The organism is Streptomyces sp. CNP082, from assembly GCF_059570535.1.
In genome coordinates this window covers 65466-72955 of sequence record NZ_JCANSZ010000040.1, presented here as the reverse complement: position 1 = coordinate 72955, position 7490 = coordinate 65466, and the positions used below count along the sequence as shown (strand labels likewise).

Here is a 7490-nt window from a genome sequence, read left to right as displayed (position 1 = left end):
GCGGGTGGGCAGGTGGGCGCGGGTGGGGAGGCGTGTGCCGGGGTGGGTTGCCGACGTCGCGCTGGGGTTGCTGATGGGTGCCGGCGTGCTGGGCCGGGGGCTGGACGAGGCGTGGGGCCCGGTCGTGCCTGTCGCGGCGCTGCTTGCCGCCGTCGGCGTGGGGTTGTGGCGTCGGTTGCCGGGTGCCGCGCTGGCGCTGGCGTGCGGCGCCGGCGTGCTGGTGACGGCGCTCCGGATGGCGGAGCCGGGGCTGGTCGCGGTGGGGCTCACCGGCTACCGGGTCGGCGTCGTGAGCGGGCGGCGGACCGTGCTGCGGTCAGGCGTGGCGGCGGTTGTGGGGCTGTCGGCGGGGGTTCCGCTCGCCGAGGCGGCAGTCGGCGCGAACAGCGCCGAGGGGCCGCTGCTGCTCATCGCCGTGCTGGCGGCGGCTCTCGCCGGCGGCAACGGTGTGCGCGGCAGACGGGCGCTGGAGGTGGCGCGGCGGGAGCGGGAGCGGCGGCAGGCGGCGGAGCAGCGGCTGCACATCGCGCGTGAACTGCACGACTCGGTGGGGCACCACATCGCGGTGATCAACGTGCAGGCGGGAGTCGCCTCGCTGCATCTGCGGTCGCGGCCCGGGCAGGCGGAGGAGGCGCTGGAGCACGTCCAGCACGCCGCGCGCACCGTGCTGGGCGAGCTGACGGCGGTGCTCGGCGTGCTGCGTGACCCCGACGGCCGTGATGCCGGCGGCCGTGACCCCGACGGCCGTGATGCCGGCGAGGAGCCCGTGCGGCCACCGGCCGGGCTGGCGGACCTGGAGCGGCTGGTGGCCGACGCGAGGACGGCCGGGCTGCGGGTGGAGTGGAGTGTGTCCGGCGAACCCCGGGAGCTGCCGCCGGCCGTCGGTCTTTCGGCGTACCGCGTGATCCAGGAGTCGTTGACGAACGCGGGCAAGCACGGCAGCCGCCACGGGGTCGTACGGCTGCGGTTGTCGTACCGCCCGGACGAGCTGTGCATCGACGTACAGAACCGGGCTGCACGGCCTCCCGGTAGGGTGAACGGCGCAGGTGAGAGCGCGGACAGCCCTTCTGGCTACGGGCTGGCCGGCATGGCCGAGCGGGTCGCCGCCGTCGGCGGCACGCTGCACGCCGGGCCGCGCGGCGGCGCAGAATTCGTGGTGCTGGCCCGGCTGCCGACGGGCGGAGAGGAGAGCGGCGGATGACGGTCCGTGTCGTGCTCGCCGACGATCAGACGCTGATTCGCGCGGGGGTCAGCTCCCTCATCGACGCGGCCGACGACCTTGAGGTGGTCGGTGAGGCGGCGAACGGCGTCGAGGCGGTGGAGCTGGCCCGCAGCACCCGCCCCGACGTGGTGGTGATGGACATCCGGATGCCGGAGCTGGACGGTCTTGAGGCCACCCGCCAGATCGTCGCGGACGACGGTCTTGCCGGGGTCCGGGTGCTGGTGCTGACCACCTTCGAAGTGGACGAGTACGTGCTGCGGGCGCTGCGCGCCGGTGCCAGCGGCTTCCTGGGCAAGGGCGCCGGCCCGCGTGAACTCGCCGACGGGATCCGGCTGGTGGCACGCGGTGACGCGCTGCTGTCGCCCACGGCGACTCGCGGCCTGATCACCCGGTTTCTGGCCCGGCCCGACCGTACGGACGGTGCGGTCCCGGAGTTGCTGAAGGTGCTGACCCAGCGGGAGCGGGAGATCGTCGCGCTGGTGGCCACGGGGATGAGCAACGACGAGATCGCCGAGCGGCTCTTCCTCGCCGAGTCCACGGTCAAGACGCACCTCAAGCGGTCCATGGCCAAGCTGGGGGCACGGGACCGGGCGCAGGTCGTGGTCATCGCGTTTCAGACCGGCCTGGTGACGGCCTCGGGCTGAGCCCGCCCGTACCACCCGCGGGGCAGGCCCGACTGACCCCGGTGAGGGGACGCCGGCGACACCCGCCGCCCGGCACCGTGGCTCCCATGATTGAAGTCACCGAACTCACCAAACGCTACGGGTCCACCGCCGCCGTGGACCGGCTGTCCTTCAGCGTCCGGCCCGGGATCGTCACCGGCTTCCTCGGCCCCAACGGCTCCGGGAAGTCCACCACCATGCGCGTCATCCTCGGCCTGGCCGCCCCGACCGCCGGCACCGTGCGGGTGGGCGGACGCGCCCCCAGCGAGCACCCGGCGCCGCTGCGGGAGATCGGGGCACTGCTGGAAGCCGGGGCCGGGCACCCGGGCCGGTCGGCGTTCGATCACCTGCACGCGCTGGCGGCCACGAACGGCATCGGCAGGCGACGTGTCTCTCAGGTGCTCGACCTGGCCGGGCTGACCGACGTGGCCCGGCGCCGGGCGGGCGGCTTCTCCCTCGGCATGTCGCAGCGCCTGGGCATCGCCGCGGCGCTGCTCGGCGATCCGGCGACCGTCGTGCTCGACGAGCCGGTCAACGGGCTGGACCCGGAGGGCATCCTGTGGATCCGCGACCTGCTGAACCGGCTCGCGGGAGAAGGCCGCACCGTCTTCGTCTCCTCGCATCTGATGCGGGAGATGGCCGAGATCGCCGAGCACGTCATCGTCATCGGCCGCGGCCGGCTGCTGGCCGACCTGCCGGCCGAGGAATTCACCGGCACCCTGTCCGGACGCCGGGTGTCGGTACGTACCCCGCAGGCCGACCGGCTGGAGAAGCTGCTCCTCGGCCCCGACGTCACCGTCACCACCGCCGGCCGGGACGAACTCCTGGTCGAAGGCGTCGCCGCCGAGCGGATCGGCGACCTCGCCGCCGCGCACCAGATCCCCGTCCACCAGCTCACCACCTCACAGGCATCACTGGAGGAGGCGTTCATGGAACTGACCCGCGACGCGGTGGAGTACCGCGCGCCGGAACCCGCCGGGAGGGCCGCCTGATGACCGTACTCACGACCGATGGCGGCGCGGACACCCGACGCCGCGGCGTCACCCTGCCCCGGGTGCTGCACTCCGAGTGGATCAAGCTCCGCTCGGTTCGTGCCCTGACCGTCGGCCTGGCCGCGACGGCAGTGCTGCTCATGGCCCTGGGCCCGCTCTCCTCCTCCGCCATGGCCAAGACGTTCGCGGCGGGCACCGAAATCGACGACGCACCGTTCGTCCCCACCACCCCGTTCGGGGCCGTCCTGGGCGGCGTGTTCTTCGCCCAACTGCTCACCGGAGCGCTGGGGGTGCTCTTCATGTCCACCGAGTACGCCACCGGCATGATCCGCGCCAGCCTCGCCGCCGTGCCCACGCGCCTGCCCCTGCTCTGGGCGAAGGCCCTGGTCTTCGGCGCGGTCGTGGCCGCTGTGAGCCTGGTCTCCGTGTCCGTCTCCTTCCTCGGCTCCGTGCCGCTGCTGGACGGTCACGGCGTCGCCCCGTCGCTCTCCGATCCCGGTGTGCTGCGCGCCCTGGCGGCCACCCCCGCCTACCTCGCCGGCATCGGCCTGATCGGCGTCGCCCTGGGCGTGCTCATGCGCAGCACCGCGCTGGCCGTCACCACGGTGTGCTTCGCGGTCTTCCTGCTCGACTCGCTGGCCGGCCTGCTGCCGGCCTCGCTCGCCGACGAGGTGACGCCCTATCTGCCCGCGACCGCGGGCAAGGCCATGCTGACGGTCCAGAACCAGCCCGACCTCCTCGACCCCCTCCCGGCCTGCCTGGTCTTCGCCGGCTACGTCATCGCAAGCCTGGCCGCCGCGGGAGTGGCACTGGCACGCCGCGACGCGTGACGGGCGCCTCTGGCGCAGGGCACGGGCCGTCGGCGACATCTGTCGAACCAGTGCATGGTTGGGGCCGGTCCACGCCTCCTCTGTTTCCGGCGGGGTGAAGGAGATCCAACGCCTGTGGTCACTGTGAGGAAGGTCCACGGGTGGCGGTGCAGTGGGCTTCTTGCGCAGCCATGACGTCGTCTCCGTGCTCGAACGCCCAGGCACCGACGGCGTCGATGGGGGCCAGCAGGGAACGGCCGAGTGCGGTGAGCTGGTAGTCGACCCGCGGTGGTGCGGCCCCGGGGTGTGCCTGGCGGTGGACGAGCCCGTTGAACTGCAGGCGCCGCAGTGTCTCGCTGAGGACCTTGGAGCTGATACCCCCGATCTGTTCGCGCAGGTCGACCGGGCGCCGAGGGCCTTCGCGCAGCGCCCAGAGCACGACCGCGTTCCAGGTGTTGGACAGCAGGTCGAAGGCCAGGCGGGCGCGGCAGTCGGCGAGGAAAGCGTCGGTTGTCACGTACCAAATGGTGCCCGACGAGCCCCGTAGCGTCGTCGTGACGGTCGAAGCAGAAGCAGTCCTGGGAGGGAACCGCGCGATGAGAATCGGTGTGCTGGGGACGGGCAACATGGCGGACGCACTCGCCACCCACTGGGCGCGAGCCGGCCACGACGTGGCCATCGGGGGACGGGATGTGACCAAGGCGGAGCGGCTCGCGGCGCGGATCGGGGACGGTGCTCAGCCTGCCGGTCTGGCTGCCGCGGCCGAGTTCGGTGAGGTGGTGCTGGCCGCGCTGCCCTTCGGCGCGGGAGCGGAGGTGGTGCGGGAACTGCGGGCTGCCCTGGACGGCAAGGCACTGATTGATTGTTCCAATCCGGTCGGGCCGGGCTTCCGGTTGCTGACGCCGGGCGGCAGTTCTGCCGCTGAGCAGCTGGCTGCGGCAGCGCCAGGAGCGCAGGTCGTCAAGGCGTTCAATCTCTGTCACGAGGATGTGTGGCGCATGGCGCCGCCCGTCTTCGACGGGCGGCGGCTGGCCGTTCCGGTCTGCGGGGACGACGAAGCGGCGCTGGCGCAGGTTCGTGCGTTGGTGCGGGACGCCGGCTGCCAGCCCGTGGCCGGCGGCGGCCTCAACCGAGCGGGCCTCCTGGAAGCGACCGCCGCGCTGTTCATCGGCCTGTGGGTCGGCGAAGGCGCCGACGTGCAGGCGATCGCACCCCCACTGGCGTACGCGACAGGACCGGGCCCGCAGGGACCGGGTCGCAGCGTGGTGGGGTCGAGTACCTGAACATCTGAGACGCGGGTCTACGCCATCGCCCTCAGGGCCGTGATCGTCCTCCGGAGCGGTCGTGTCCCTGATCGTGCTGCGTGCGCCCGCCGCGCAGCACCCGGCCGGACCCGGAGGGCTCCAAGGCAGGAGGGCGTGATCACCGCCGCTTGCGGGGGACCTGCGCCGGGACGGCGCGTACCAGTGCGTTGACAACGCGGTCGGGCGTGTCCCGGCCGTTGCCGTCGTCGGTGACGTTGACCAGCAGTCGCGTCAGGTACCGCATGGCGGCGGGCGAGGTGACGATGCGGCGGCTGAGGAACGAGGCGAAGGCGGGCTTGGTCTGGAGGTCTGCCCAGAGGTTGCCCAGCCGGTAGTAGCGGCCCAGGCGGCGGTGGATCTCCAGCGGGTAGCGCTGGAGCACCCGCTCGCGCGAAGGGCCGGCGGGGCGGGTGAGCGCGGTGGCGGCGGTCTCGGCGGCCAGCTCGCCCGCTTCCATGGCGTACGCGATGCCCTCGCCGCTCCACGGGCTGACCATGCCGCCGGAGTCCCCGGCGAGCAGCAGGCCGCGGGTGTAGTGCGGCAGCCGGTTGAACCCCATGGGCAGGGCCGCGCCGCGCACCGGCCCGTCGGCGGAGCCGGGGTCCGTCAGGCCCCATTCGGGGGGCGTACGGGCCAGCCAGGCGTCCAGCAGCCGCCGCGTGTCCGGCTGTCCGGACGGCGCGCCGTGGACCAGGCCGAGGCCGACGTTGACGCGGCCGTCACCCATGGGGAAGACCCAGCCGTAGCCGGGCAGCGGCGGGCTGCCGGGCCCGGTGCGCAGGTCTGCCCAGATGTCGAGGTACGGGTCGTCGTGGCGGGCGGCCGAGTGGTGATAGCGGCGGATGGCGGTGGCCATGGGCCGCCTGGGCACACGGTCCACGCCCAGCGCCACGGCCAGCCGTGCGGCCACGCCGTCGGCCGCGATGACCAGCGGCGCCTCGAACACGGCGGGCTCCTGGCCGGCTCCCACCCGGGCTGCCACGCCGCGCACCCGGCCGGTGCGGTCGAGGACGGGCTCGATGACCCGCGTCGCGGTGCGCAGGCGTGCACCCGCCTCGGCGGCGCGGCGTGCCAGGATCTCGTCGAAGTCGTGGCGGGAGCGGGTCAGGCCGTAGCCGGGGAATCGGGTGTTCTCGCGCCAGTCGATCTCGACGACCGTGCCGTGGGAGAAGAACCGCACGCCCCGGTTGCGGTGCCAGCCGGGGCCATCGGTGTCGATACCCATCCGGATCAGGTGGCGCACCGCGCGGGGTGTCAAGCCGTCGCCGCACACCTTCTCGCGCGGGAACTCCGATTTCTCCAGCAGCAGGACGTCCCGGCCCTGCCGGGCGAGGTGGTACGCGGCGGTCGAGCCGGCCGGGCCCGCTCCCACCACGATGACATCGGCGGACTCGGAGGTGCTGGGGCTGTGGGGCATGGCACCAACCCTTCGGGTACAGGCGGCCGATGGCAAGAACGCCACGCGCCAGAGGATGCCGCCCCATGCCGGGGCCGGCGGCAGGGCCCACCCGCGGAGACCGGCAGGCCGTACGCCCCCGCCTGGAATCGCGCGATAATGGGAAAAAGGGACACACTCAACGGGGAAGTGGTCCGCAATGATGTTCTGGTCCGACCATGTCAGCGGGTGGGGCTGGTTTGTGATGTCCCTGAGCATGGTCCTGTTCTGGGCATTGATCATCGCCGCCGGAATCATGCTGTACCGCGCCTTCGCGCACGACGGCGACCACCACCACCGCCACGCCCCGGCCGGGCCCTCGCCCGAGCAGGTACTCGCCGAGCGGTTCGCCCGAGGCGAGATCGACGAGGAGGAGTACGAGCGGCTCCTGACGGCGCTGCGCCTCTCCCCGCCCGCCACGAAACGCAGATGACTCCGGCCCGCCTGCACCCTGGGCGGGCGGCGGAATCCGGCCAACCCGTCGGCAGGAGGATGCACCCACGACCAGCCACCATGCCGCTGGCGTTACGCCCCGCTGACCGATGTCCTGGCCGGATGTCACGGTGGTTGATGCGTGCGTGCGGCGCGACGGCGGGGGCGGTAGCCCCACGGCCGTCACCGACGACGACCCGGCGGCGACGGACGCGGACCGGCGTGCGGTCGCTGCTGCGGCCGGCACCTCGCACGCGGCGTTCCTCGGCCCGGGGCGGACGCCGGACGGTGGCTGGCCGGTCCGGTTCTTCACCGCCACCGCCGAACTGTCCGGCTGCGGCCACGGCACCGTTGCCGCGCAGGCCGTCCGGTTGAACCGCACCGCGCTGGGCGAGCTGAACGACCGCCAGCACACCGGCGGGCGCGCGTTCGACACCGTCGCGATCCGCCGCCCCGCCGGCATCGAGGTGTGGTTCGACCAGGGCCTCGTCGCGCTGCGTCACCCGGCACCGGACGAGCGCGCCGCGATCGTCGCCGCGCTCGGGCTCACCGCGGACGATCCGCATCCGACCGACGCGCCACGGATCGCCGCAACAGGCCCGACTGCAAACTGCGTGGGCTGATGCTGGACCTT

General features: G+C 73.3%; 9 protein-coding genes. 7 read left to right on the top strand and 2 right to left on the bottom strand.

The window, feature by feature from the left end; all coding sequences use genetic code 11:
* From B124_RS26765 to B124_RS26750, 4 genes are all read left to right on the top strand, one after another.
* A partial coding sequence (locus B124_RS26765; RefSeq protein WP_496505525.1) for a sensor histidine kinase occupies positions 1-1201 on the top strand: 1201 nt, incomplete at its 5' end.
* Positions 1198-1866, top strand: a complete 669-nt coding sequence (locus B124_RS26760; protein ID WP_496505524.1) for a response regulator — start codon at positions 1198-1200, stop codon at positions 1864-1866. The genes B124_RS26765 and B124_RS26760, both read left to right, overlap by 4 nt.
* A gap of 86 nt (positions 1867-1952) precedes the next feature.
* Complete coding sequence (locus tag B124_RS26755) at positions 1953-2876, top strand: ABC transporter ATP-binding protein (RefSeq protein ID WP_496505523.1); 924 nt, start codon at positions 1953-1955, stop codon at positions 2874-2876.
* Positions 2876-3706 (top strand): ABC transporter permease, encoded by an 831-nt coding sequence (locus tag B124_RS26750; protein WP_496505522.1) that lies wholly within the window; start codon positions 2876-2878, stop codon positions 3704-3706. The genes B124_RS26755 and B124_RS26750 overlap by 1 nt, the downstream gene beginning before the upstream one ends.
* 118 nt (positions 3707-3824) lie before the next feature.
* On the opposite strand, the gene B124_RS26745 is transcribed toward B124_RS26750, so the two are convergent.
* Positions 3825-4202 (bottom strand): winged helix-turn-helix transcriptional regulator, encoded by a 378-nt coding sequence (locus B124_RS26745; RefSeq protein WP_496505521.1) that lies wholly within the window; start codon positions 4200-4202, stop codon positions 3825-3827.
* Positions 4203-4281: 79 nt separating this feature from the next.
* On the opposite strand from B124_RS26745, the gene B124_RS26740 reads away from it, so the two are divergent.
* Positions 4282-4968, top strand: a complete 687-nt coding sequence (locus tag B124_RS26740) for an NADPH-dependent F420 reductase (protein WP_496505529.1) — start codon at positions 4282-4284, stop codon at positions 4966-4968.
* Positions 4969-5107: 139 nt separating this feature from the next.
* Here the strand turns inward: B124_RS26740 and B124_RS26735 are convergent, their stop codons facing one another.
* Positions 5108-6406: a geranylgeranyl reductase family protein gene (locus tag B124_RS26735; protein ID WP_496505520.1), complete on the bottom strand. Its 1299-nt coding sequence runs from the start codon at positions 6404-6406 to the stop codon at positions 5108-5110.
* A gap of 178 nt (positions 6407-6584) precedes the next feature.
* Here B124_RS26735 and B124_RS26730 point away from each other — a divergent pair, with 178 nt between their 5' ends.
* Complete coding sequence (locus B124_RS26730; RefSeq protein WP_496505519.1) at positions 6585-6857, top strand: SHOCT domain-containing protein; 273 nt, start codon at positions 6585-6587, stop codon at positions 6855-6857.
* A gap of 130 nt (positions 6858-6987) precedes the next feature.
* Positions 6988-7479, top strand: a complete 492-nt coding sequence (locus tag B124_RS26725; protein ID WP_496505518.1) for a PhzF family phenazine biosynthesis protein — start codon at positions 6988-6990, stop codon at positions 7477-7479.
* Positions 7480-7490 lie beyond the last annotated feature (11 nt).

Excerpts from the sequence above, each read along its gene's own strand:
- B124_RS26760 (WP_496505524.1), top strand. The coding sequence starts at position 1,198 with ATGACGGTCCGTGTCGTGCTCGCCGACGATCAGACGCTGATTCGCGCG.
- B124_RS26735 (WP_496505520.1), bottom strand. The coding sequence starts at position 6,406 with ATGCCCCACAGCCCCAGCACCTCCGAGTCCGCCGATGTCATCGTGGTG.
- B124_RS26755 (WP_496505523.1), top strand. The coding sequence starts at position 1,953 with ATGATTGAAGTCACCGAACTCACCAAACGCTACGGGTCCACCGCCGCC.
- B124_RS26750 (WP_496505522.1), top strand. The coding sequence starts at position 2,876 with ATGACCGTACTCACGACCGATGGCGGCGCGGACACCCGACGCCGCGGC.
- B124_RS26740 (WP_496505529.1), top strand. The coding sequence starts at position 4,282 with ATGAGAATCGGTGTGCTGGGGACGGGCAACATGGCGGACGCACTCGCC.
- B124_RS26730 (WP_496505519.1), top strand. The coding sequence starts at position 6,585 with ATGATGTTCTGGTCCGACCATGTCAGCGGGTGGGGCTGGTTTGTGATG.